23 protein-coding genes are annotated in these 22327 nt (G+C 64.7%); 16 read left to right on the top strand and 7 right to left on the bottom strand.

Annotation, left to right across the window (positions count from 1 at the left end):
* Positions 1-31 precede the first annotated feature (31 nt).
* On the bottom strand, positions 32-1075 hold the full coding sequence (locus KZO25_RS14850) for an alpha/beta hydrolase (RefSeq protein ID WP_223137555.1): 1044 nt from the start codon (positions 1073-1075) through the stop codon (positions 32-34).
* Positions 1072-1374 (bottom strand): helix-turn-helix domain-containing protein, encoded by a 303-nt coding sequence (locus KZO25_RS14845; protein WP_066446245.1) that lies wholly within the window; start codon positions 1372-1374, stop codon positions 1072-1074. The genes KZO25_RS14850 and KZO25_RS14845 overlap by 4 nt, the downstream gene beginning before the upstream one ends.
* 239 nt (positions 1375-1613) lie before the next feature.
* Between KZO25_RS14845 and KZO25_RS14840 the strand changes: the two genes are divergently transcribed.
* Positions 1614-1874 (top strand): hypothetical protein, encoded by a 261-nt coding sequence (locus KZO25_RS14840; RefSeq protein ID WP_066446254.1) that lies wholly within the window; start codon positions 1614-1616, stop codon positions 1872-1874.
* A 55-nt stretch (positions 1875-1929) separates the two neighbouring features.
* On the opposite strand, the gene KZO25_RS14835 is transcribed toward KZO25_RS14840, so the two are convergent.
* A complete protein-coding gene (locus tag KZO25_RS14835) occupies positions 1930-2391 on the bottom strand; it encodes a DUF721 domain-containing protein (RefSeq protein WP_066452244.1) in 462 nt (153 codons plus the stop codon).
* A 121-nt stretch (positions 2392-2512) separates the two neighbouring features.
* Between KZO25_RS14835 and KZO25_RS14830 the strand changes: the two genes are divergently transcribed.
* The 4 genes from KZO25_RS14830 (at position 2513) to KZO25_RS14815 (ending at position 8051) form a co-directional block, all read left to right on the top strand.
* The gene (locus KZO25_RS14830) at positions 2513-2890 is read left to right on the top strand and encodes a hypothetical protein (protein ID WP_223137554.1); all 378 of its coding nucleotides are present in this window, start codon (positions 2513-2515) and stop codon (positions 2888-2890) included.
* Positions 2891-2980: 90 nt separating this feature from the next.
* On the top strand, positions 2981-5722 hold the full coding sequence (gene secA / locus KZO25_RS14825) for a preprotein translocase subunit SecA (RefSeq protein WP_066446256.1): 2742 nt from the start codon (positions 2981-2983) through the stop codon (positions 5720-5722).
* Between the two features lie 76 nt (positions 5723-5798).
* On the top strand, positions 5799-7028 hold the full coding sequence (gene argJ, locus KZO25_RS14820) for a bifunctional glutamate N-acetyltransferase/amino-acid acetyltransferase ArgJ (RefSeq protein WP_223137553.1): 1230 nt from the start codon (positions 5799-5801) through the stop codon (positions 7026-7028).
* Between the two features lie 75 nt (positions 7029-7103).
* On the top strand, positions 7104-8051 hold the full coding sequence (locus tag KZO25_RS14815; protein WP_066446502.1) for a Nudix family hydrolase: 948 nt from the start codon (positions 7104-7106) through the stop codon (positions 8049-8051).
* Between the two features lie 151 nt (positions 8052-8202).
* On the opposite strand, the gene KZO25_RS14810 is transcribed toward KZO25_RS14815, so the two are convergent.
* Positions 8203-9105, bottom strand: coding sequence for a carbon-nitrogen hydrolase (locus KZO25_RS14810; RefSeq protein ID WP_223137552.1), 903 nt, complete (start codon positions 9103-9105; stop codon positions 8203-8205).
* A 228-nt stretch (positions 9106-9333) separates the two neighbouring features.
* Positions 9334-10377, bottom strand: a complete 1044-nt coding sequence (locus KZO25_RS14805; RefSeq protein WP_223137551.1) for an agmatine/peptidylarginine deiminase — start codon at positions 10375-10377, stop codon at positions 9334-9336.
* 168 nt (positions 10378-10545) lie between these two features.
* On the opposite strand from KZO25_RS14805, the gene KZO25_RS14800 reads away from it, so the two are divergent.
* Entirely contained in the window at positions 10546-11787 is a 1242-nt protein-coding gene (locus tag KZO25_RS14800; protein ID WP_066446510.1) for a lipoprotein-releasing ABC transporter permease subunit, read from the top strand.
* The gene (locus KZO25_RS14795; RefSeq protein ID WP_223137550.1) at positions 11780-12526 is read left to right on the top strand and encodes an ABC transporter ATP-binding protein; all 747 of its coding nucleotides are present in this window, start codon (positions 11780-11782) and stop codon (positions 12524-12526) included. The genes KZO25_RS14800 and KZO25_RS14795 overlap by 8 nt, the downstream gene beginning before the upstream one ends.
* A 30-nt stretch (positions 12527-12556) precedes the next feature.
* Here the strand turns inward: KZO25_RS14795 and KZO25_RS14790 are convergent, their stop codons facing one another.
* On the bottom strand, positions 12557-13096 hold the full coding sequence (locus KZO25_RS14790; RefSeq protein ID WP_223137549.1) for a DUF2062 domain-containing protein: 540 nt from the start codon (positions 13094-13096) through the stop codon (positions 12557-12559).
* Between the two features lie 184 nt (positions 13097-13280).
* Here KZO25_RS14790 and KZO25_RS14785 point away from each other — a divergent pair, with 184 nt between their 5' ends.
* The 9 genes from KZO25_RS14785 to murB are packed head-to-tail and all read left to right on the top strand — an operon-like array spanning position 13281 to position 22000.
* Positions 13281-15560, top strand: a complete 2280-nt coding sequence (locus KZO25_RS14785) for a DNA internalization-related competence protein ComEC/Rec2 (protein WP_262489049.1) — start codon at positions 13281-13283, stop codon at positions 15558-15560.
* A 34-nt stretch (positions 15561-15594) separates the two neighbouring features.
* A complete protein-coding gene (locus KZO25_RS14780; protein WP_262489048.1) occupies positions 15595-16281 on the top strand; it encodes a MotA/TolQ/ExbB proton channel family protein in 687 nt (228 codons plus the stop codon).
* Positions 16278-16706 carry an ExbD/TolR family protein gene (locus KZO25_RS14775; RefSeq protein ID WP_066446519.1) on the top strand — a complete coding sequence of 143 codons (429 nt, stop codon included), beginning with the start codon at positions 16278-16280 and terminating at the stop codon, positions 16704-16706. The genes KZO25_RS14780 and KZO25_RS14775 overlap by 4 nt, the downstream gene beginning before the upstream one ends.
* Positions 16703-18460: a lipid A export permease/ATP-binding protein MsbA gene (gene msbA / locus KZO25_RS14770; RefSeq protein ID WP_066446527.1), complete on the top strand. Its 1758-nt coding sequence runs from the start codon at positions 16703-16705 to the stop codon at positions 18458-18460. Before KZO25_RS14775 ends, msbA begins: the two co-directional genes overlap by 4 nt.
* The gene (gene lpxK, locus KZO25_RS14765; protein ID WP_223137547.1) at positions 18457-19458 is read left to right on the top strand and encodes a tetraacyldisaccharide 4'-kinase; all 1002 of its coding nucleotides are present in this window, start codon (positions 18457-18459) and stop codon (positions 19456-19458) included. The genes msbA and lpxK overlap by 4 nt, the downstream gene beginning before the upstream one ends.
* A gap of 59 nt (positions 19459-19517) precedes the next feature.
* Positions 19518-19727, top strand: coding sequence for a Trm112 family protein (locus KZO25_RS14760; RefSeq protein WP_223137546.1), 210 nt, complete (start codon positions 19518-19520; stop codon positions 19725-19727).
* Positions 19727-20503, top strand: coding sequence for a 3-deoxy-manno-octulosonate cytidylyltransferase (gene kdsB, locus KZO25_RS14755; protein WP_223137545.1), 777 nt, complete (start codon positions 19727-19729; stop codon positions 20501-20503). Before KZO25_RS14760 ends, kdsB begins: the two co-directional genes overlap by 1 nt.
* 10 nt (positions 20504-20513) lie before the next feature.
* Positions 20514-20993 (top strand): low molecular weight protein-tyrosine-phosphatase, encoded by a 480-nt coding sequence (locus KZO25_RS14750; protein ID WP_223137544.1) that lies wholly within the window; start codon positions 20514-20516, stop codon positions 20991-20993.
* Positions 20990-22000, top strand: coding sequence for a UDP-N-acetylmuramate dehydrogenase (gene murB, locus KZO25_RS14745; RefSeq protein WP_223137543.1), 1011 nt, complete (start codon positions 20990-20992; stop codon positions 21998-22000). Before KZO25_RS14750 ends, murB begins: the two co-directional genes overlap by 4 nt.
* 137 nt (positions 22001-22137) lie before the next feature.
* Here the strand turns inward: murB and KZO25_RS14740 are convergent.
* Positions 22138-22327, bottom strand: a 190-nt coding sequence (locus KZO25_RS14740; RefSeq protein ID WP_223137542.1) for a hypothetical protein, incomplete at its 5' end; no start/stop codon positions are given.

Below are 22327 nucleotides of genomic sequence, written 5' to 3'. Positions count from 1 at the left end.
AAGAAGAGCGCGGTGTGGCACGGCTCGAGGCTTACTCGCAAAGGGTGGCCAGAGGAATCTCTCGCGCCACTTCGAAACCGGAGGGTAGTTCGGCGAGGGGGTCATGGAGCCAGGCGACCAGGTCCTGTTCGGTGCGCTCGCGTTGGCTGTAACGCGTAAGCATGTGATAGCCGCCAGGGTAGAAGGCGAGGCGTATGGCTTCGTGATCCGGCAGGCGCTCCAGCAGGGCACAATAGGCGTCCTCGGGAATGACCTGATCTTCATCGCCATACAGGATCAGTGTCGGACCCGGCATCTCGCTGGCGGCTTCCAGGGCCCTTCCCATTGCCTGGGTCAAGCCGGCCAGTGTGTCGACACGGGCGCTGCGCAGGATGTAGGGATCCTGGGCCAGCTGGCGCTTGATCGCTTCGTCATCGGTGGGCTCGATTCCCAGGCGCCGCGTGGTGCGTACCGAGAAGGACACCTGTGGTATCAGGCGAACACCGAGCCACAGCCCCAGCCGCTGGTACCACGGCATCGCCTCTCGTCCCCACACGGCGGGGGCGATCAATACGCTGCCATCCACCGGGGGAGGGTCGTCGCCGGTCATGGTGAGTATCACGATAGCCGCACCCATGCTTTTGCCGATCAGGTAGATGGGCGTGTGAGGATGACGTTCACGCATCAAATCGGCGAGCAGAGCTACGTCATCGCTCAGCCGCTGGTGCCCCGCCCACAGACGGCGCTGTTCGGTGGTGCCGAAGCCACGCTGGTCATGAGCATAGACTTCCACGCCCTGGCGGGTCAGGGCGTCGGCAAGCACGCTGAAGCTACCGGCATGGTCATTGAAACCATGCACTGCCAGAGCCACGCTGCCGGCTTCGCCCTGGGCGGGCCAATGGCGTAGAGGAAGCCGATAGCCATCGTCGGCAACGACTTGATGCGTCGTGATTCTCGGTTCTTCGGCCCCCGGGCCTGGCGACTGCAGCGTTGCGTTGCTGACACAGCCACCCGATGACAGCAGGGCGACCATCAGCAAGGCGAGCCTGGGCAGGCGATGTTGCAGTGGCAGGATGGAAGGGAACAGCTGTCTCATGACATGGCGGGATAGTCGAGTGCTTGGCGAAGCCGGTCGGCATGGGCGGCGACCCACTCAGGGGATATAGGGCCCCAGTCACGTATTACGTAACATCCGATGTTGTGTCTCTTGCCGGGTTCGGGCTCGAAGTCGCAGTGGATATCGAGCTCGGCCAAGGCCGAGATGGTGTCCTGGGCGGTACGTCTCGGCATGCCGGTTGCTTCGATGATGGCCGCCACGCTGGCGACTCCGGTCCTTATCAGGTGAGCCACGTAGAGTCGGCGGTAGAAACTGGAGCGGGTCTTGCTGAGAGACATGTCGGTTCCTGGAATAAGGGTGTTGCTTCAACTGAGCACGGCGTCACTAGCGAAAGTTGCGTCTCGTTAAAGCATAGCGTTAGCACCGGTGGGTTAGCCACAGGCACCCGAAAAGCTCGGTTGCGGGTGAAGGAGTGAAGAATTGCCTACAGTACTAGCAGCACAGTGAATTCATGAGCTTTTTCCTTGTCACTGGGGTAGACAAGCGATCAAGGGCAAACGTATCAGGGAGGAGAGACATGGCCGTCAAGCCAGTGAATGAAGCCGAGCTACTGGTCCAGATTGGGCGCTGCATGTTTGGTGAGCGAGTCGTGGTAGAGCGTGAGGGCAAGCGGTTCTCGGCCCGTGTTCAGCATGTCGGGGCTACCGGGGTGAAGGTCATTCCCGAGACGACATTGACGGAGCACGACGGGGAGCCCGGCGACATCCAGGGCGTGATGGTCTCGTTTGCCGACATCAAGGAAGTCGAGGTCGAGGGCGATACCTATCGACTGGAATGAGCGGTATCGGTTGTTATGAGCCTGCGGGTGCGGACGCGATCCCGCGCAGGCTGGTCTAGTCGCGGGGCTGAGCGTGGGAGGCGAGACGCTCCAGGGCGTGCTTGAGGCGGGGGTCCTCGGTGTCGGCGGCGCAGGCGGCGATCTCGTCGGCGGCTGGCGTCGGCAGCTGTCGTACCTGGCGCGCCGGCACCTTGAGCGGGCGCACCGGTCTCACCTTGAGGTTGAATCCTGTGACAGCGGCGAATTCAGGCAGCTGATGGAGTAGGGTGAGCAGGCGCTGCTGTTCATAGCGGAGCCAGGTCAGCCACACGGCGCGGTCGGTGATGATCGTCAATTTTCCTTCGCGAAATCCCCCGACGTGGACATGTTCGCTCACCTCTTCCGGCAAGCTGTCCCGCAGGTGCTGCTGGGCCCGTGCGATCAGCCTTGCCGTGCGCATCAACGGGGCCAATTCGCCGTTGCCACCAAGCAGGCGAGACATGGGCTGTGCGCGTGAACGCTTAACCTTTATACTCATGGGCTTATTCTCGGGGGCAAACGCCTTCTCCAGGTTGCCGATTGCGACCTTGGCCGCTGTCCTGATGTCCAACGCCCGTGGTTACGGCAAAGCCTAGCACGCTCGGGAGATACGCTACAGCATGACCACTGTCCTGCCCCAAGGCCGTACCGTCGGCGCCCCGAACCCCGGGGCAGCGGCGCGCCGCCGACAGCGCTCGCGCTGGTGGTTGGCCGGCCTGTTGGTGAGCTGTCTGCTGCCCGCCGGGCTGAGCCAGGCGGAGACCCTGCGGCTGGCGGAACGGGTGGTCCAGACCTGCATCCTGGCCCCGACGCTGATGCGTGCCCGCTGCCGTTACGTGGCACGCCGTCGAGCGTTGCCGCACTGGCCACCGCGCAAGCCAAGGGTCATGGCTTGTCGTATCCGACCTCCGCGGCAGCTGCCGCCCTGGCGGTGCTGGCCTGCCGCTCATGACGTCCTGACGCGCCGCGGCCCACCTGGCCCGCGACGCCACCTCTGAAGCCATCGATTCCTGCCGGTGGGGGCTTGGCGCTATGCCATGTCCGCTTTCACTACTGGCCGATTGTCATATGCCGATATTGGACGTTTCATGATCAACTCTCTTTTACGCAAGGTCGTCGGCTCCAAGAACGACCGTGAAGTCAAGCGAATGCACCGCCAGGCCGCCGAGGCCACCGCTCTGGAGCCTCAGTTCGAGGCGCTGGACGACGCTGCGCTCCAGGCGCGGACCGCCGAGTTCCGCGAACGCCTTGCGGCTGGTGAAACACTCGACTCGCTGATACCCGAAGCCTTCGCCACGGTGCGCGAGGCGAGCAAGCGGGTCATGGGCATGCGTCACTTCGATGTCCAGCTGGTAGGCGGTCTGACGCTGCACCGCGGGCGCATCGCCGAGATGAAGACCGGTGAGGGCAAGACCCTGGTCGCCACCCTGGCGGTCTATCTCAATGCACTGCCAAGCAAGGGCGTGCACGTGGTCACCGTGAACGATTACCTGGCTCGCCGCGATGCGGAGTGGATGCGTCCGCTGTATGAGTTCCTTGGACTGTCGGTAGGTACCATCTACGCGGGGCAGACATCCGAGGAGAAGCGCAGCGCCTATGCCTGCGACATCACCTACGGGACCAACAACGAGTACGGCTTCGACTACCTGCGCGACAACATGGCCTTCTCGCTGGAGGACAAGGTTCAGCGGGGGCTGCACTACGCCATCATCGATGAAGTCGATTCCATCCTGATCGACGAGGCGCGCACGCCGCTGATCATCTCGGGTGCAGTGGACGAGAACACCGAGCTCTATCAGGTGGTGGACCGGCTGGCGAAGCATCTGGTCAAGGGAGAGGTGTCTGAGGACCCGGACGTTCCGGTCAGCGGCGACTTCCTGATCGAGGAAAAACAGAAACAGGTGGAGATCACCGAATCGGGCCACAACAAGGTCGAGGAGTTGATGCGCGAAGAGGGGCTGCTGGGCGAGCACGACTCGCTGTACGCCGCCCAGAACCTCAACCTGCTGCAGCACATGCATTCGGCGCTGCGCGCTCGGCATCTCTATCAGCGTGACGTCGACTATATCGTTGCCGAGAACCAGGTGGTTATCGTCGACGAGCACACCGGGCGAACCATGCCGGGACGTCGCTGGTCGGAGGGTCTGCACCAGGCGGTGGAGGCCAAGGAGGGAGTGCCCGTACAGCGCGAGAGCCAGACGCTGGCGTCGACCACCTTCCAGAACTACTTCCGTCTCTACGAGAAGCTGGCCGGCATGACCGGCACCGCCGATACCGAAGCCTTCGAATTCCGCCAGATCTACGGGCTGGACGTGGTGGTGATTCCCACCAACCGGCCGCTGATTCGCAAGGACCTGAATGATCTGGTCTACCTCTCAGCCGAGGAGAAGTTCGAGGCAATCATCAAGGACGTCAAGGCCGAGACCGAGGCGGGGCGCCCCGTGCTGGTGGGCACGGCATCCATCGAGACTTCCGAGTACCTGGCCAATCTGATGAAGGAGGACGGCCTCGCCTTCAACGTGCTCAACGCCAAGCAGCACCAGAGCGAAGCCGAGATCATCGCCCAGGCCGGCCGTCCCGGCGCCGTTACCATTGCCACCAACATGGCCGGTCGCGGTACCGATATCGTGCTGGGCGGCAACTGGGAGGCGGAGGCGGCCAAGATCGAGAACCCCACCGACGAGCAGATCGAGCAGCTCAAGGAGGAGTGGCGTGTCCGCCACGAGGCGGTGCTGGCAGCGGGCGGCCTGCATGTGGTCGGCTCCGAGCGCCACGAATCGCGGCGTATCGACAACCAGCTTCGCGGCCGTGCGGGCCGCCAGGGCGACCCGGGTTCGACTCGCTTCTTCCTCTCCATGGAAGACAGCCTGATGCGCCTGTTCGGCTCTGACCGGGTGCAGCGCATGATGAAGGCACTAGGTCTCGAGCGCGGTGAGGCGATCGAGCACAAGATGGTTTCCAACGCCGTCGAGCGCGCTCAGAAAAAAGTGGAAAGCCGCAACTTCGATATCCGCAAGCAGCTGCTCGAATACGATGACGTGGCCAATGATCAGCGGCGCGTGATCTACGAGCAACGCAACGAGATTCTCTCCTCCGACGACGTCTCCCAGAACGTGCTGGGCATTCGCGATGAAGTGCTGGAACAGACCATCAGTGATTTCGTGCCGCCCCAGAGCCTGCAGGAGCAGTGGGACTTGCCCGGGCTGCAGGAGCACTTGCGCAGCGAGTTCAACCTCGACGCGCCGGTGGTGGAGTGGGCCGAGCAGGATGACCGCTTCCATGAGGAGCAGCTGCGCGAACGCCTGCGGGAGATGCATCGCAAGGCATACGAGGAGAAGGTCGAGGCGGCCGGTGCGGCACTGATCCGACGCTTCGAGAAGCAGATCATGCTGCAGATTCTCGACACTCGCTGGAAGGAGCATCTCCAGTCGATGGATCATCTGCGTCGCGGTATTCACCTGCGCGGCTATGCTCAGAAGAACCCCAAGCAGGAGTACAAGCGCGAGTCCTTCGAGCTGTTTCAGACGCTGTTGACCAATATCAAGGCGGATATTACCCGCGTGACGAGTCACGTACACGTGCGCAAGCCCGAGGAGGTCGACGAGCTGGAACGCCAGCGGCGTGAAGCGCTGGAGCGTGAGAAGGCCGCGGCCAACAGCCGGCATGACGCTCCGCCGGCTGAAGAGGGCGACGAGCGTGCGCCGGCGGCCATGGCGCCGGGTGCCGATGGCCGCCCGGTTCGGCGCGAAGGACCCAAGGTCGGTCGTAACGATCCCTGTCCCTGTGGTTCGGGGAAGAAGTACAAGCAGTGCTGCGGCCAGCTGAGCTGAATCGAATGCCTGGCGCCTGGCGCTTCATCTCGCTCGGCAATTTGATCGCCCTAACTGATTGAGGAGTAAACTTTCCATGGCTGTGGGTGAGACACGCTTTCCGGCAATGCCGGTGATAGACGGGCTGCGCCTGGGCACCGCCATGGCGGGCATCAAGAAGCCGGGACGGCGGGACCTGGTGGTCATCGAGATTCCAGCTGGCGCCAGGGTGGCCGGCAGCTTCACGCGAAATGCCTTTTGTGCCGCTCCCGTCACGGTGGCCAGGCAGCATCTGACCGAGTGTCAGTCGCGCGGTGAGGGCCCACGCCTGTTGGTGATCAACACCGGTAATGCCAATGCCGGCACCGGCGAGGTGGGGCTGCGCGATGCCCAGGCCACCTGCGCTGAACTGGCAAGGCTGGCAGGCGTCGGCGAGGAGGCTGTACTGCCGTTTTCCACCGGAGTGATCGGCGAACCGCTGCCCATGGAGCGGCTGTTGGGCGGCCTGCCGGCGGCGCTGTCGTCCCTGGGCGAGGGCGCCGAGGCGTGGCAACAGGCAGGCGAGGGTATCCTCACCACCGATACCCGGCCCAAGGGTGCCAGCGTGAGCCTGGAAATGGGCGACCGTACCGTTATCATCAATGGCATCAGCAAGGGGTCGGGCATGATCAAGCCCAATATGGCCACCATGCTGGCCTTCGTGGCCACTGATGCCGCTATCGAACAGCCGTTGCTGGATGCACTGCTGCGCGAGACAGTGGACCGCTCCTTCAACTGCATCACCGTCGATGGGGATACCTCCACCAACGATGCCTGCATGTTGATCGCCACCGGGCGAGGCGCCGAGGTGGTCAGTGACGAGCAAATTGCGGTGTTCCGCAATGGTCTGCAGCGTGTGATGACCGAACTGGCTCAGGCGATCATTCGTGACGGCGAAGGGGCAACCAAGTTCGTGACCCTGCAGGTCAACGAGGCGTTGAGTCGGGAGGAGGCGCTGGACGTCGCCTTTACCGTCGCTCATTCCCCCCTGGTCAAGACGGCGCTGTTCGCTTCCGATGCCAACTGGGGGCGGATCCTCGCGGCGGTGGGGCGCGCTCCCGTGACGGACTTCGACGTGGGGCGAGTCACCATTGACCTGGGCGACATTCGCCTGGTCGAGCATGGCGGCAGGGCGGCAGGCTATACCGAGGAAGCCGGCAGTCGGGTGATGAGCGAAGAAGAGATCGTGATACGTATTACCCTGGGGCGTGGCGAAGAGAGCGCAACGGTCTGGACCTCCGATCTCTCCCACGACTATGTCAGCATCAACGCCGAGTACCGCAGCTGAGGCGAGCTTGGCAGACGAACAACCCTGTGCCGGGTGGACGGCATGGGCCAAGCGGGTAAAGGGTTAATGAACGTAATGGTTAAGAGAAGGGTGCATGTGGCGGCCGCCGCCATCGTCAGCAGCGATGGCGATAAGGCACTGATCGCCCGTCGTCCGTCCAATGTCGATCATGGCGGCCTGTGGGAATTTCCCGGCGGCAAGCTGGCGCCCTACGAGACGGGGCTGGAAGGGCTCAAGCGTGAGCTTCATGAAGAGCTGGGTGTCGAGATCAAGCGTGCCCAGCCGCTGATCCGCATCCATCATGAATACTCTGACAAGCACATTCTACTGGATGTCTGGCAGGTGCATGAATTCAGCGGCGAACCGTTTGGTCGCGAAGGCCAGGCGGTACGCTGGGTGCCGCTCCAGGAACTGGTCAACTACCCCTTCCCGGCGGCCAACCTGCCGATACTCCAGGCCGTGATGCTGCCCACCGAATATTTCATCACGGCGGAGGAGGCGGATGACGCGGTGTTCGAGACCCGCCTGGCTCGGGCGCTGGTCGAGGACAACGTGCGGTTGGTGCAGCTGCGCGCGAAGTCCCTTGACGAGGCGGCCTACCTGGCCCGCGCCGAGCGAGCCCTGGCGCTGTGCCGAGAGCACGGGGCGAGGCTGCTCCTCAACGCCGATCCCGCGCTGCTGGAGCAGGTCGATGCCGATGGCATCCACCTCACCAGTGAGCGCTTGATGTCGCTGGAGCGACGTCCGATTTCGGAGGCCAAGTGGCTGGCGGCTTCGACCCACGACCAGAAGCAGCTGACCCAGGCCTCGCGCATCGGCTGCGACTTCGTGACCCTGTCGCCGCTGCGTACGACGCCATCCCATCCAGAGGTGCCGCCCATGGGCTGGCACGATTTCCAGCAGCTGGTCGAGCGTGCCGCCATGCCAGTCTTCGCCTTGGGCGGCATGACCCGCTTCGATGCCAACCACGCCCGCGCTGTCGGTGCCCAGGGCATTGCCTCGATCCGCGATTTCTGGAAGTGACAGACAGCTACCTTCAATCGAGAATAACACTGCAGGAGGAATGCTCCGCATCAGGACTGGCGCCGTCAGGCGCCCGGCGGAGCCACAGGTGCTAGAACATCACCTCCTTGCCAGTACTCCGGTTTTCGCCGGATCAACCGCAGTGCTTCACTCAGTCGCGATAGCGTCGCGTCAGGTCGCCATAGGCATCGATGCGGCGGTCGCGCAGGTAAGGCCAGATGCGCCGCACGTCTTCGCCGCGGCTCATGTCGAGCGTGACCAGCAGGCGCTCGGCCTCGGTGCCGGCATGGGCCAGTAGCTCACCCTGGGGCCCGGCGACGAAGCTGCCGCCCCAGAAGTCGATGCCTTCACCAACCCCGGATTGGTCCGGCTCGTGGCCGACGCGGTTGGCCACGATCACGGGCAGGCCATTGGCCACGCCGTGGCTGCGCTGGATCAGCGTCCAGGCTTCCTTCTGGCGCGCCTTCTCGCCGTTGTCGTCTGAGGGGCACCAGCCGATCGCGGTGGGGTAGAGCAGCAGCTCCGCCCCGGCCAGTGCCATCAGCCGTGCCGCTTCCGGATACCACTGGTCCCAGCATACCAAGAGCCCGAGTCGTCCAACCGAAGTGTCGATGGGCTGGAAACCCTGTTTGCGGCTGTCGTCCTGATCCCCCGGGGCGAAATAAAACTTCTCGTAGAAGCCCGGATCGTCGGGGATGTGCATCTTGCGGTAGTAGCCGACCTGGCCGCGGCTGCGGTCGTAGACCACGGCCGTGTTGTGGTAGAGCCCGGGAGCGCGGCGCTCGAACAGGGAACCCACCAGCACGATATCGAGCTCGGCGGCGAGTGCGGCCAGGCGAGTGCCGGTGGGGCCGTCTAGCGGCTCGGCCAGGTCGAACAGCGTCGTATCTTCGTACTGACAGAAGTAGTGCGTGGCATGCAGCTCCTGAAGCATGACCAGTTCGGCGCCCGCGGCCGCCAGCTCGCGCACGCCGGCCTCGCTCTCGGCGAGACTTCTGCTCTTGTCGAGCCACGCGGGCTGCTGGACAAGGCCGATCTTGAGATGACGGGACATGATGCAAACTCTCCTCGTGTGTCAACGCTCTAGGCTTAATCTAAAGGCTATCGCAGATGGCGACCACCGCTCGGGTTGGCCTTGCGTCAAGTCTTCGAGAAGGCGCTGTGAATACTTCCCTGTACGCTACCGACGCCTTCCATGGCGTAGGACCTCCTCAACGACTTGACTCTGGCACCCTGCGCTTCATGCCTTGCAACATCCCAAGGCATGAGCGTCGCCTTTGATTCAGGTGTGTGTCGCCAGGCTGCCCCGAGGGAGCTGCATGGTCAGACAGTGCAGGCTGCCGTGCTGTCGGATTACGCTGGTACAGTCGATCGGCACGATGTCGCGGACGGGAAAGGCATCTCCCAGGGCAACGAGCGCCCGGCTGTCGGCGGCATCGCCGTAGGTGGGTACCAGCACTGCACCGTTGATGATAACGAAGTTGGCATAGGTGGCCGGCAGGCGATGTCCATCGACTGGATCGAAACAGGGCCGCGGCCAGGGCAGCGGCACCAGGCGATAGGGCTCGCCATTGGCACGCCTGAATGTCTGCAGTTCGGCCTCCATGGCGGCCAGGGCCGGATAGTGCGCGTCGGCTTCGTCATCGCAGCGAACGTAGGCAATGGTGGTCGGGTCGCAGAAACGGGCCAGGGTATCGATATGGCTGTCGGTGTCGTCACCTTCCAGATGGCCATTAGCCAGCCATAGCACACGCTCTATGCCAAAATCGGCGGTGAGCATGGCTTCCACGGCCTCTCGGTCGAGCTGCGGATTGCGATTGGGGTTGAGCAGGCAGGCCTCTGTGGTGAGCAGGGTGCCTTCGCCGTCGGTCTCGATGGCGCCCCCTTCAAGAATGACGTCCCGGCTTTCGGCCGCACAGGCGTAGATGCCTGCGTCGGCCAGACGCTGAGTCAGTCCGTTGTCGCGCTCGGCCTCGAACTTGCCGCCCCAGCCGTTAAAGATATAGTCGAGCAGCGCGGGACTACCGTCGCGCTCGATGCCGATGGGGCCATGGTCTCGGGTCCAGGTGTCATCGGCCGGGGCGACGATCAGGTGCAATCGCTCGGCAGGAACGCCGAGGTAGGCGAAGCGACGCCGCAGGTGGTGGCGTGTCGCGGTCGATGGCACGCTGATCACGACGGACTGGTAGCGCGCGACTGCCACCACGATGTTTTCCATCGTGGCCTCGATGCGCTCGAGTAGTGGCGCCCAATCGCTGGTAGCGCTGGGCCAGGTGAGCTGGATGGCGTCCTGAGGGTGCCATTCGGGAAGCAGGCGGTTGGCCATGGTGGGAGCCTCTGGTTTGCGTCTCGTCGTCCGGCGTCCTATCGCCGAGTCGGCGCAATGTAGGCCCAGCCGGGTAATGTTGCAAGCATAGGGGAAACGTAATCCTACCCGGTGCAGTGGACGGCAAAAAACCGTACCATGACCCCCCGCTGACAAGGAACGCTCATCATGCTCGACCGCTTGCCACTGTTGATCGGATTGCGCTATGTGCGCGCCAAGCGCCGCAATCACTTCATCTCATTCATTTCATTGACCTCGATGCTGGGCTTGATGCTCGGCGTGGCGGTGCTGATACTCGTGTTGTCGGTGATGAACGGCTTCGATCACGAGCTGCGCACCCGCATCCTGGGCATGGTGCCCCATGCCAAGATCGAGTCGCGCGCCGGCCTGGTGGAGTGGGAGGCCCTGGCTGAAGAGCTGATGCAGCGCGAGCGGGTGATCGGTGCGGCACCCTTCGTTGAACAGCAGGGAATGTTCTCTTCGGCGGGTCGCAACGAGGGCGCCATGGTCAACGGTATCCACCCTGAATGGGAGGATCGCGTCTCGATTATCGGGCGGCACATGCAGCAGGGTAGCCTCGATGATCTGGCCCCCGGCGAATGGAATGTGGTGCTGGGCTCCCTGCTGGCCCGACATCTGGGCGTCGGGGTGGGCGACCGGGTTACTCTGCTGGTGCCGGAGGCCTCGATCACCCCGGCGGGGGTCTTTCCACGCCTCAAGCGCTTCACGGTAAGCGGCATCTTCAGCGTTGGCGCCGATCTGGATGCCAACCTCGCCTATGCCAACATCGAGGACATGCAGACCCTTGCCCGCCTGGGCGATGCGGTAGGAGGGTTGCGTCTGGAGCTAGACGACCTCTTTGTCGCCGCCAGCGAGACCCGGGCCATCATCAATCAGCTCGGCACTGGCTATCGCGGTACCGACTGGACCTTCACCCACGGCAACCTGTTCCAGGCGATCCAGATGGAGAAGCGCATGATCGCGCTGCTGTTGACCGTTATCATTGCGGTGGCGGCCTTCAATATCGTCTCGACCCTGGTAATGGTGGTTACCGACAAGCATGCCGATATTGCCATCCTGCGAACCATCGGTGCTACGCCCCGCTCGATCATGGGCATCTTCATGGTGCAGGGCATGGCGATCGGGGTCATCGGGATTGCCGTGGGCGTCGGGTTCGGCGTGCTGCTGGCGCTGACCATCTCGGACCTGATCGGCTGGGTGGAGTCGGCCCTGGGCATCAAGTTCCTCGACGCCGGGGTCTACTTCATCAGTGACCTGCCGTCACGCCTGCACTGGTCCGATGTGCGAGACATCGTTGCTGCCGCCTTCGGGCTGACGTTCCTGTCGACGATCTATCCGGCGTGGCGAGCGGCACGTGTCCAGCCCGCCGAGGTGCTGCGCTATGAATGATCCGGCCACCGTGAAGGAGAGCGCCATGACCCAGGCGGCGAACGCCAAGGGCAAGATAATGCTGGCATGCCATGACCTGACCCGCATTTATCGCGAAGGTCCCCAGGATGTCACCGTGCTTGAGGGGCTTGAGCTGGAAGTGCGGGCGGGAGAGCGGGTCGCCATCGTCGGCAGCTCGGGCTCCGGCAAGACGACGCTGCTGAACCTGTTGGGAGGCCTGGATCGGCCCAGCCGGGGAGAGGTACGCATCGCCGATGAATCACTGCTCGATCTTGGTGAGACGGCACTGGGTCGCTTTCGTAACCGGCATATCGGCTTCGTCTACCAGTTCCATCACCTCCTGGCAGAGTTCACTGCCCTGGAGAATGCCGCGCTGCCGTTGATCGTGCGTGGGCAGAGGAAGAAGGCGGCCGAGTCGCGGGCCCGGGAACTGCTGATCAGGGTAGGTATCGCCGAGCGAGCCGACCACAAGCCGGGGGAGCTCTCTGGCGGCGAGCGTCAGCGGGTTGCCATCGCCAGAGCGCTGGTAACTGATCCCAGCCTGGTGCTGATGGACGAGCCCACCGGCAACCTGGACCAGACCACGGCCGCCAGCATCCTGGCACTGATGGACGAGCTGGCCCGAACCACGGCCTGTGCTTTTGTCATCGTGACCCACGACCCTGCCATGGCTGCACACCAGGATCGCGTACTCAAGCTCGATGGCGGGCGTCTCACCGAGCAGCACGACCCTCTCTGATACTGACCCGAGCCCGGCCGCTGGCCGGGCTCAATCTTCCCTGTCCAGGCGCGCTTGGCGGCGTCTCAAGGCGCGCAGCTTCCAGCTGCGTGAGACATGCCATCGCCAGACCAGCCTGATGATTACATTGCCCACGATAGCGAAGACGATAGCCGATACCACCGAGCCAAGCGCCAGGGCCGGCAGGATGTCGGCCATGCGGTCGGCGATCCAGCGGGTCGAAACTCTGGCTGGTGCCTCCCGGACTGGGGTATTCATCAGCCAGGCGCCCAGGCGATAATTGCCATAGAAAATCAACGGCATGGTGAGAGGATTGGTGATCCATACCAGCCCCACCGAGAGTGGCAGGTTGCAGCGCAACAGCCAGGCACCAAATGCCGCTACAACCATCTGGAAGGGAATCGGTAGCATGGCGCTGAAGAGTCCAACCGAGAAAGCGTTGGCCACGGTGCGACGTGACAGCGCCCAGAGGCCGGGGTCGCCGATGATATGGCTCACAAAACGCAGCGAGCGCTGGCGTCTGAGCGTTTCGGGGTGAGGCATGTAGCGCTGCAGGAATCTGCGCGGCATGACGGATTGGCTCGCTGCTTCGGGACCCGGCTATTATCCATGGAAGGGTGCTGTCTCGCCATGCCGTATGTGGGTGTTGGCAGGAGGAAAGCGTCGATATGCCAGGGCTGGCCGGCTATTGTTCAGCGGCTCGCTGAGTGGACAGTCGGGGGGCGGGGATAAGGGCAAGGGAATGCGAATTGGCATGGCGTTACCGGCAGCTTTAGCTGCCATGGCGGGTGTCGGTCTGGGTTGGTGGGTGCCTCAGGGCCTGGTGGAACTATGGTGCCTTGCGCTTTTGCTGCTGCTGGCCAGAGGCAACTGGCGAGGCGTGGGACTGGTCCTGCTCGTGGCATTGACGGCGGGGCAGGTTCTCCTGGCCAAGGGGGGCGATCTGCCCTTGGGCCTGCTGCGTGTCGATCTGGCCTTGGAAGGGCGCTTGGAATCTGTCGAGGAAGAGGATCACTTGACGCGGTTGCTGGTGCGCGTCGAGGAGTGCCGTCCCCTGGCGGACGAGGGTCTGCCCTGCGATCGGCTGCGCCGAGTGCGTCTCAGCCACTACCAGGCCCCCGAGATGTCACCGGGAGAACGATGGGCCCTGACCGTTCGGCTGCGCCCCCCCGGTGGCTTCGCCAACCCAGGGGCGTTCGACTACGGGGCCTGGCTGTGGCGCGAGGGGATTCAGGCCACCGGCTATGTACGCAGCGAACCACCGCCCGAACGTATTCAGCCGGCGGATGTTTCCCCGCGGCGGCTGGCACTGGCGCATCTCGAAGCACGACAGCTGCCGCCGCTGACGACACGCTGGCTGGCGGCGCTGACGCTGGGTGCGGGTGAGCGTCTTACGCGGGAAGAGTGGGATCTGCTCAATGCCAGTGGCACCACACACCTGATGGTGATTTCGGGGCTGCATGTGGGGCTGGTGGCGACCTTTACACTGCTCATGGCGCGGGGGCTTGCACGGCTGGTCGCTCCACGGCGCTGGCGGCTGGCGGTCTGGCCCTGGTGGCTGGCCGGTGTAGTGGCCATCGGCTATGCCTGGCTGGCAGGGCTGCAGCCCCCGGCCATGCGGGCCATGATCATGACCTTGATCGGTCTCTGGGTGGCCAGCGGCCGCCATGCGCCGGGTCCGTGGCAGGCCTGGTGGCTGGCGCTGGGGCTGATCGTGGTACTGGACCCGCTATCGGTGTGGCGCCCCGGTTTATGGCTGTCTTTTATCGCCGTGGCGCTGCTGATCGTGATCTGGCAGGGGCGGCCGCGGCCTGCAGGCGCCCGTGGATGGGCCTGGGCGCTGCTGCGAACCCAGCTGTTGCTGGCGCCGCTGATGGCGGCAGCTGTGCTGCTTGCCTTCGCTCGGCTGGCCCCCGCCGCACCGGTCGTCAACCTGGTGGCCGTACCGGTCGTCAGCTCCCTGCTCGTCCCGCTGGGTCTGCTGGGCTGGCTGCTCACGCCGGTGCCGGTGCTTTCCACTCTGTGCTGGTGGCTCTTCGAGCGCATCACTCTGGCGTTGATCGCATTGCTCGAACTCGCGGTCGCCTGGTTACCGTTGTGGTGGCCGTCAACAGAGATGATTCTGCCGCTGGCGCTCATGCTGGGGCTGATCGCCCTGCTATGGGCACTCCCGGGACTGGCGGCGACGCTGCGTGTCGGTGGCAGTCTGCTGCTGGTACCGGCGATGCTGGGGCTGGCGGAGCCAACCCAGGAGCCCGGTTCGCTGCGGGTGCGGATACAGGATGTTGGGCAGGGTCAACTGGTGGAGCTGCGCAGCGCCAACTACCGCATGCTGTATGATGCCGGGCCGCGCTTCGCGTCCGGCTTCGCTCCGCTGGCTGCGCTGTGGCCGCCAGGGCAGCGCTTCGACCGCGTCATGGTCAGCCATGATGATATCGATCATGCTGGTGGGGTGCCGCTGCTGGCGGAGGAGCATCTCGTGGGTGAGTTTCTCGCACCGCCGGGGGAGACGATCGACGTACCCTTTACACCTTGTCTCCGGGGGCAGCACTGGCAGCGCGATGGGGTGACCTATCGGGTGCTGTGGCCGCCCGAGGATACCGCGGCACTTTCCAGCAATGATCGCTCCTGCGTCCTTGAGGTGACGGTGGGGGCTGATCGACTGCTGCTCACCGGCGATGTCGGCCGCGAGGTGGAGCGTGCCTTTCTGCTCGACGTCGAGCGTCCGGTGACGGCGCTGCTGGCGGGCCATCATGGCAGCCGGACAAGTTCGGGGCCTCAGCTGGTTCAGTCCCTGGCGCCTCGACACGTGATCTATAGCGCCGGTCGCCATAACGCCTTCGGTCATCCGCACGATGAAGTGGTGCGACGCTTTCGTCGAGCGGGGAGCTGCCAGTGGAGTACCGCTCTCGACGGGGCCGTGACCCTTTGGCTCGGAAGAGAAAGGGAGTCCTTCATTCAGGCCACGCGTGTCATGCCCTGGCGCCGCAGCGGTGTCGAAGGTGAGTGCCATGCGGTAGAATCGCCCCACTGACCGCAGCCGTCGTGGCTACGTAAGGAGGGGTTGGATGAACATGATGGATGCGCTCATCGCCGGGGGGTGGTTGATGATTCCGCTGCTGGGCTGTTCGTTGCTGGCAACGGTTATCATCATCGAGCGCTTGTGGACCCTGCGCGCCAAGCGTATTGCACCCTATGGCCTGGGGCAGGAGGTCTGCTCCCTGGTATCCCGTGGCCAGGTCAATCTCTACTGGCTCGAGGGGCACTCACCGCTGGGCGGCGTGCTGGCCGCCGGCCTGCGCAATGCCCGCCTGGGTCATGAGCAGGTGCGTGCCCGCCTGCAGGAGGCCGCGACCGCTGTAATCCATGATATGGAGCGCTTCCTGAGCCCTCTTGGAACCATTGCGGCCATCACGCCCCTGATCGGCCTGCTAGGGACCGTGGTAGGCATGATCGAGGTGTTTTCAGTCATCGTTGCCGGCGATGGGGCAAGCCGTACCGCCGACCTGGCCGGCGGCATCTCCCGCGCCCTGGTGACCACGGCGGCGGGCCTTACCGTGGCCATTCCCGCGCTGATGTTCCATCGCTATTTTCAGCGGCGGGTCGAGGATATAACGGTGCGCATGGAGGAGCAGGCTAGCCAGGTGGTCGAGTTCATCGCCCACTATCAGGGCAACGTGACCTTGTCCGATGGCGGCGAGGGGGAGCGTGTCGAGGCCGATGGTCGCCTCGCGCCGGGGGGCAAGCAGTCGTGAGATTTGCGCGCCGTCGCCGCGACCCGGTGGAGGTCAACCTCACTCCGCTGATAGACGTCGTCTTTTTGCTGCTGATCTTCTTCATGGTGTCCACTACCTTCGAAACCCGCCAGGCGCTGGAGCTCGAACTGCCCGAGAGCGTGGCGGGCGCCGACCTGGAGCTGTCGCCGGTGACCCTGGTCGTTACCGAGCAGGGGCGCTATCGGCTGAGTGAGCGCGAGCTGAGCGCCGCCGAGCTGAACCAGGCGCTGACTGCCGAAGCAGAGCAGGCACGCATGCACGGCCTGGTGCTCGAGGCCGACGCGCGGGCCATGCATGCGGACGTGGTGCGTGCATTGGACCAGGCAGGCGCGCTGGGCATCCGGCAGGTGCGAATCGCGACCCGTGAGCCCCAGGCTACACCTACCCAAGCGGAGACACCGTGACACGACCCGGTACCCAAGATTCGGGCTGGACCCTATACAAGCGCCTGCTGGGCTATGTGAAGCCCCACTGGGTTTCCTTTGGCCTCGCCATTGTCGGCTATGCCATCTACGCCGCTTCCAGTACCGCCCTGGCGGAAATGATGAAGCGCCTGATCGATGGTATCCAGAGCCCGGACGCCGCCTTTCGTCTTTTTCTGCCGCTGTTCGTGGTCGGCATGTTTGCCGCCCGGGGGCTGGGTACCTTTCTCGGCACCTATTTCATGAGCAACGTGGCGCGTAACGTGGTGCATGCGCTGCGCTGCGATGTGTTCAACCACATGTTGCATCTGCCGGGCCGCTTCTTCGATTCCCACTCCAGCGGCCATCTCATCTCCCGGGTCACCTATCATGTCGAGCAGGTGACCGGAGCGGCGACCAAGGCGGTCACCATCGTGTTGCGTGAAGGCCTGTTCGTCATCGGCCTGTTGGGCTACCTGATGTGGACCAACTGGATGCTGACGCTGCTCTTCATGACCGTGACTCCCCTGATCGCGGGAGTAGTGAGATATGCGAGCAAGCGCTTCCGGCGCATTTCACAGCGTATACAGCACTCCATGGGCGACGTTACCCACGTGGCATCGGAGGCCCTTTCCGGCTATCGCGTGGTGCGAACCCACGGGGCCGAGGAGTATGAAAAGGCCCGCTTCGCCGAGGCCAGCAACTACAATCGCCAGCAGAGCATGAAGGAGGCCTTGACCAAGGCCATCAGCACGCCCGTCATCCAGCTGCTGGTGGCGCTGTCGCTGGCGGTGCTGGTCTGGCTGGCGATGTCCCCGGCCCTGCTCGACGACATGACCCCCGGTGAATTCGTCGCCTTCATCACCGCTGCCTCGTTGATGGCCAAGCCGGTGCGTCAGCTCACCGAGGTCAACAGCGAGATCCAGAAGGGCATCGCCGCCGCGGCCGAGCTGTTCGGGCTGCTCGAAGTGCCTCCCGAACGCGATGAAGGCACCCGAGAGCCGGGACGGCTCGAGGGGCAGGTGGAGCTGCAGGACGTGCACTTCCGCTATGGCGACGACCAGCCCGAGGTACTCAAGGGCATCGACGTGACGGTCAAGGCCGGTGAGATGATCGCCATCGTGGGGCGTTCGGGAAGTGGCAAGTCGACCCTGGTGGGGCTGCTGCCGCGCTTCTATCGTCCCACTGCGGGGCGCGTGCTGATAGACGGCGTGCCCATTGACGAGTATCGGTTGGCGCCGCTGCGACGCCAGATCGGCCTGGTCTCTCAGCAGGTCACCCTGTTCAATGCCAGCATCGCCGACAATATCGCCTACGGCGTTCCGGATGCGGACCCGGCTGCCATCGAGGCCGCCGCTCGGGCGGCCCATGCCCACGAGTTCATCGAACCGCTGTCCCAGGGCTATGACACTGTGGTAGGCGACAACGGAGTCATGCTCTCCGGCGGCCAGCGTCAGCGACTGGCCATCGCCCGGGCTATCTTCAAGGATGCGCCGCTGCTGATCCTCGACGAGGCCACGTCGGCGCTGGACACCGAGTCGGAGCGCTATATCCAGCAGGCGCTGGAGACGGTGTGCCGGGGCCGGACCACTCTGGTCATCGCCCATCGGCTCTCCACCATCGAGCGGGCCGATCGCATCCTGGTCATGGAGCAGGGCCGTATCGTCGAACAGGGTTCCCACGATCAGTTGCTGGCCCGAGACGGTGCCTATGCCGCTCTCCACCGGCTGCAGTTCCAGGAGACCCCGACGCCATGAAGGGGAGGGTGGCAGAGCGCTGGCTGGAAGCCGCCTATGGCGGCGCTGGCTGGCTCAGGCTGCTGCGTCCCCTGGAATCCCTCTACCGTCTCGCGGTGGCGCGCCGGGTCTCCGCCTACCGCAGCGGCAGGCGCAGGACATGGCGGGCCGGGGTGCCGGTGATCGTGGTCGGCAACCTGACTCTCGGTGGCACCGGCAAGTCGCCAATGGTGGCCTGGCTGGGGCGGCACCTGGCCGAGCGGGGCTGGCGCCCGGGTATCGTCTCGCGGGGCTATGGCGGCAGCGCCACCGACTACCCGCTGCGGGTGACCGAGACGACGCCGGTCGATCGCTGTGGCGACGAACCGCGCATGCTGGCACGCCAGACCGGGCTGCCCGTGGTGGTGGACCCGGATCGTCCGCGTGGCGGCAAGGCGCTGGTCGAGGCGGGGTGCGATATCCTGATCAGTGACGATGGGCTGCAGCACCTGGCGCTGGGCCGTGATATGGAGCTGGTCATCGTCGATGGACGGCGTGGCTTCGGCAATGGACGCTGCCTCCCGGCAGGTCCGCTACGCGAGCCGCTGGCCCGACTGGAGGAGGTGGATGCGGTGCTGGTCAACGGCGCCCCATCCTTTTCCATGCCCGAGCGGGGCTGGACCTTTCGGCTGGCGCCGATGCAGTGGCGCGCACTGCAGGACGATTCACGCTTTCCTCTCTTGCCGCTGCCTTTCTCGGGGCCGGTCCATGCGGTGGCGGGTATCGGCAACCCGGGCCGCTTCTTCGCCACTATGGCAGAGATGGGAATAGAGGTCCGGCCTCATGCCATGGCCGACCATCACGCCTTCACCGCGCGGGACCTTGCCTTTGACGACGGGCTGCCGGTGGTGATGACGGCCAAGGATGCCGAGAAATGCCAGTTCCTTGCGCCGGCCGACAGCTGGGTGCTGGAGGTGGAAGCGCAGCCGGATGCCGGATTCGCGGCATGGCTGGATGCTCGGCTGGAAGCGCTACGATAACCTATACGATACCGTGGCCACTGTCTGGCGACGGTCACCGTTCACCGCGGAGGTACAAGATGGACAAGGAACTGCTGGCGATGCTGGTCTGCCCGCTGTGCAAGGGCAAGCTCAAGTATGATCGTGAGGCCCAGGAACTGCACTGCCTCTACGATGGCCTGGCCTATCCGATTCGCGATGGTATCCCCGTCATGCTGCCCGAAGAAGCCCGTCAGTTGGATGTCGATGAAAAGCTGCCGACATCACCCGGACGCATGGGAGGCGCCTGATGGGGGACGCGGCCAATGCGTTCATTGCCGTGATCCCGGCTCGCTTCGCTGCGTCGCGGCTGCCGGGCAAGCCGCTGCTCGACATTGCCGGCGAGCCCATGGTGGCGCACGTCTGGCGCCGTGCCTGTGAAAGCGCCGCCCAGCGTGTGATCGTGGCGACAGACGATGCCCGTATCCGCGAAGCGTTGGCGCCCTTCGATGCCGAGGTCGTGATGACCCGGGCCGACCATCCGTCGGGTACCGATCGACTCGCCGAAGTGGCCGAACGGCTGGGCCTTGCGGACGAAGCGGTACTGGTCAACGTTCAGGGCGACGAGCCGCTGATCCCGCCGCAATTGATCGATCAGGTGGCGGCAAGGCTTTTCGACGACCCCGAGGCCTCCATCGCAACCCTGGCCGAGCCGATCGCCGATGTGGGCACGCTGTTCAATCCCAATGTGGTCAAGGTGGTGCGGGCCCTCTCCGGACGGGCTCTCTATTTCTCCCGCGCCCCCATCCCCTGGGACCGCCAGGCGTTCGCCTCGCGCCCCGACTGGCTCGAGACCGATGGATGGCTGCGCCACATAGGGCTGTATGCCTATCGCGCCGGCTTCCTGGCGCAATATGGCGACTGGACGCCGTCGCCCCTGGAGCAGCTCGAGCAGCTCGAGCAGTTGAGGGCGCTGCATCACGGCCATGCCATTCAGGTCGCCCTGGCGGCGCTGCCCAATCCTGCCGGGGTGGATACCGTCGAGGATCTTGAGCGGGTCAGATCGCTGCTGGCCCGGAATCACTGAGGAGCTCGCCATGCGCGTACTGTTTGTCTGCCTTGGCAATATCTGCCGTTCCCCTACTGCCGAAGGCGTCTTTCGCCAGCAGTTGGAAGCCGCCGGCCTGTCCGAACGGGTCGAGGTCGACTCCTGCGGCATCGCTGCCTGGCACGTTGGCAAGGCGCCTGACCCCCGGACCCATGAAGCCGCCATGCGGCGGGGCGTCGACCTGGGCAGCCTGCGGGCTCGCCAGCTTGCGGCAGACGATTTCAACCGCTTCGACTACCTGCTGGCCATGGATCAGGCCAACCTGGCGGCGCTGCACGAGCAGCGCCCCGCCGGCTGCCGGGCCCATGTGGGGCTGTTTCTTGACTTCGCCGGCCATGCCGGGCGCGAGGTGCCCGATCCCTACTACGGGGGCGAGCAGGGCTTCGAGGAGGTACTGGACCTGGTTGATGCGGCTTCCAGGGGGCTGATCGAGGAGATTCGCCAGCGACTCGAGGCGCAGCCGTCTTGAGCGGTGAGATCCTGACCGACCATGACCTGAGCCGCGCCAACACCCTGGGGCTGCCCTGTGTCGCCGAGGCCTTCGCGGCACCGAACCGCGTTCATGCGCTGCAGGCGCTCCTGATGCAGGCCACGCAGCAGGATTCGCCGGTGACGTTACTGGGCGGTGGCAGCAATCTGATCCTGCCGGAGCGGCTGCCGGGGCTGGTGCTGCAGCCGGCCCTGGATGACTGGTGGCTGGAGGAGATGCCGGACCAGGTGCTGGTGCATGCCGGGGCCGGGGTCAACTGGCATGCGCTGGTCATGGCCCTGGCCGCTGACGGGCTATGGGGCATCGAGAACCTGGCGCTGATCCCGGGACACTGTGGCGCCGCACCGATCCAGAATATCGGCGCCTACGGCGTGGAGCTCTGCGATGTGCTGGAGGCCGTGCACCTGATCCACATGGACGACGCTCGTGAACAGGTGTTGACGCCAGGGGAGTGCGCCTTCGGATATCGCGACAGCATCTTCAAGCATGAGCTCGCGGGCAGGGTGGTAATCACCCGCCTGGTGCTCCGCCTCTCCCGAACGCCGCGTCCGCGGCTCGAGTACGGCGACCTGGCCAGCCGGGTCGGCGACGCTCCGACGGCACTGCAGGTGGCCGAGGGCGTCTGCCGGGTGCGCCGCGAAAAGCTGCCCGACCCGGCACTGCTCGGCAATGCAGGCAGCTTCTTCAAGAACCCCCTGGTGAGCCGGGAGGCAGCCGATCGACTGCTGACGGCCTATCCGGAATTGCCGCACTTCACCCAGCCGGATGGTCGTATCAAGCTGGCGGCTGGCTGGCTGATTGAACGCTGTGGCCTCAAGGGCTGGCGGCAAGGGCACTTCGGCGTACACGACCGCCAGGCCCTGGTGCTGGTCCACTTTGGTGGCGGCAGCGCCGCAGAGCTGCTGGACTTTGCCGCAGCGGTGGCCGGCCAGGTGGCCGAGCGTTTCAGTGTCGAACTCGAGCGCGAGCCACGCCTGGCGGGCTGATTGCCACTGCCTCCATAGTTCGTGATGGACAGTCCGTCATAGATAGTCCGTCGTCGCTCGCCCGTCGTCGAAAGACAGCCATCGAAACGAAAACGCCCGCGCAAATGCGCGGGCGTTTCCTTTACGGCAGGCGGGCGTCAGCCCTGCTTGCCATCCTGGGCCTTGGCTTCCTGCTCACGACGGCGGATCTCCCGCGGATCGTTGTGAGCGCGACGGCGCCGACGGCGCTGTGCCGGCGTTTCGTCCTTGGGGGCGTCGGCATCCGCGTCTGCCTCACCGGGCTGCTCGGCCTTCGGCTGCTCGGGCTTGGCTTCCGCCTTGGGCGCG

Source organism: Halomonas sp. ANAO-440 (genome assembly GCF_019915905.1).
Classification (GTDB): Bacteria; Pseudomonadota; Gammaproteobacteria; order Pseudomonadales; family Halomonadaceae; genus Halomonas; species Halomonas chromatireducens.
This window is presented reverse-complemented; position numbering and strand designations above follow the sequence as displayed.